The following is a 1,406-nucleotide window of genomic DNA, read 5'->3' on the forward strand; positions in this document are numbered from 1 at the left end:
GCGTCGTCGTGTCGGTAGTAGTCCCGGTCCCCGAGCCCCCGCCAGCACAGCGCGGGTCGGCCCTGCGGCCCTTCGGCGGTGTGGTTGTACACCACGTCGAGGATCACTTCGAGGCCCGCCTCGTGCAGCTGCTTCACCATGCCCTTGAACTCCGTCAGGACGGCTTCCGGGCCGGCGGCGCGCGCCTGCTGCGTGGCGTAGTCGGCGTGGGCCGCGAAGAAGCCCAGCGTGTTGTAGCCCCAGTAGTTGGTGAGGCCGAGCGGTTCGAGGTGGGGCTCGTCGATGTGGAACTGGACGGGCAGCAGTTCCACTGCCGTGATGCCGAGTTCCTTCAGGTACTTCACCATGGCCGGATGGGCGAGGCCCGCATAGGTTCCGCTCAGGTTCTCGGGCACGTCGGGGTGCAGCTGCGTCAGTCCCTTGACGTGCGCCTCGTACACCACGGTGTCCCGCCACGGAGTCCGCGGACGTTCCGACGTTCCCCAGTCGAAGGAGTGCTCCACGAACACCGAGAAGTAGACGGGGCCCGCTGCAGCCTCACGGACCTCGATGGCGCGCCCGTAGGGATCGAGCAGGAGCTGCGCCGTGTCCGGATCTTCGGGGAGGGCCTTGCCAGTGGGCCAGAACGCGTAGGGGGCGCCCTGGGCAAGGGGCCCGATCACCCCGTGGTGCACCCCGCCGTCGAGGCCTGGCAGCGTCGCCGGCGTCGTCGTGTCGGTAGTAGTCCCGGTCCCCGAGCCCCCGCCAGCACAGCGCGGGTCGGCCCTGCGGCCCTTCGGCGGTGTGGTTGTACACCACGTCGAGGATCACTTCGAGGCCCGCCTCGTGCAGCTGCTTCACCATGCCCTTGAACTCCGTCAGGACGGCTTCCGGGCCGGCGGCGCGCGCCTGCTGCGTGGCGTAGTCGGCGTGGGCCGCGAAGAAGCCCAGCGTGTTGTAGCCCCAGTAGTTGGTGAGGCCGAGCGGTTCGAGGTGGGGCTCGTCGATGTGGAACTGGACGGGCAGCAGTTCCACTGCCGTGATGCCGAGTTCCTTCAGGTACTTCACCATGGCCGGATGGGCGAGGCCCGCATAGGTTCCGCTCAGGTTCTCGGGCACGTCGGGGTGCAGCTGCGTCAGTCCCTTGACGTGCGCCTCGTACACCACGGTGTCCCGCCACGGAGTCCGCGGACGTTCCGACGTTCCCCAGTCGAAGGAGTGCTCCACGAACACCGAGAAGTAGACGGGGCCCGCTGCAGCCTCACGGACCTCGATGGCGCGCCCGTAGGGATCGAGCAGGAGCTGCGCCGTGTCCGGATCTTCGGGGAGGGCCTTGCCAGTGGGCCAGAACGCGTAGGGGGCGCCCTGGGCAAGGGGCCCGATCACCCCGTGGTGCACCCCGCCGTCGAGGCCTGGCAGCGTCTCGG

Annotated in this window: 1 protein-coding gene and 1 pseudogene; both read right to left on the minus strand. The window is 69.1% G+C overall.

What is annotated here, in order from left to right; translation table 11 throughout:
• The coding region (locus Y705_RS18910) for an alpha-amylase family glycosyl hydrolase (RefSeq protein ID WP_253908571.1) at positions 1-674 on the minus strand (674 nt) is incomplete at its 3' end.
• Between the two features lie 100 nt (positions 675-774).
• Positions 775-1,050, minus strand: a pseudogene (locus Y705_RS23645) (alpha-amylase family glycosyl hydrolase); the annotation flags it as partial.
• Positions 1,051-1,406 lie beyond the last annotated feature (356 nt).

Origin of the sequence: Arthrobacter sp. H41, from assembly GCF_000520535.1 — a bacterium.
Taxonomy (GTDB): Bacteria; Actinomycetota; Actinomycetes; order Actinomycetales; family Micrococcaceae; genus Arthrobacter_D.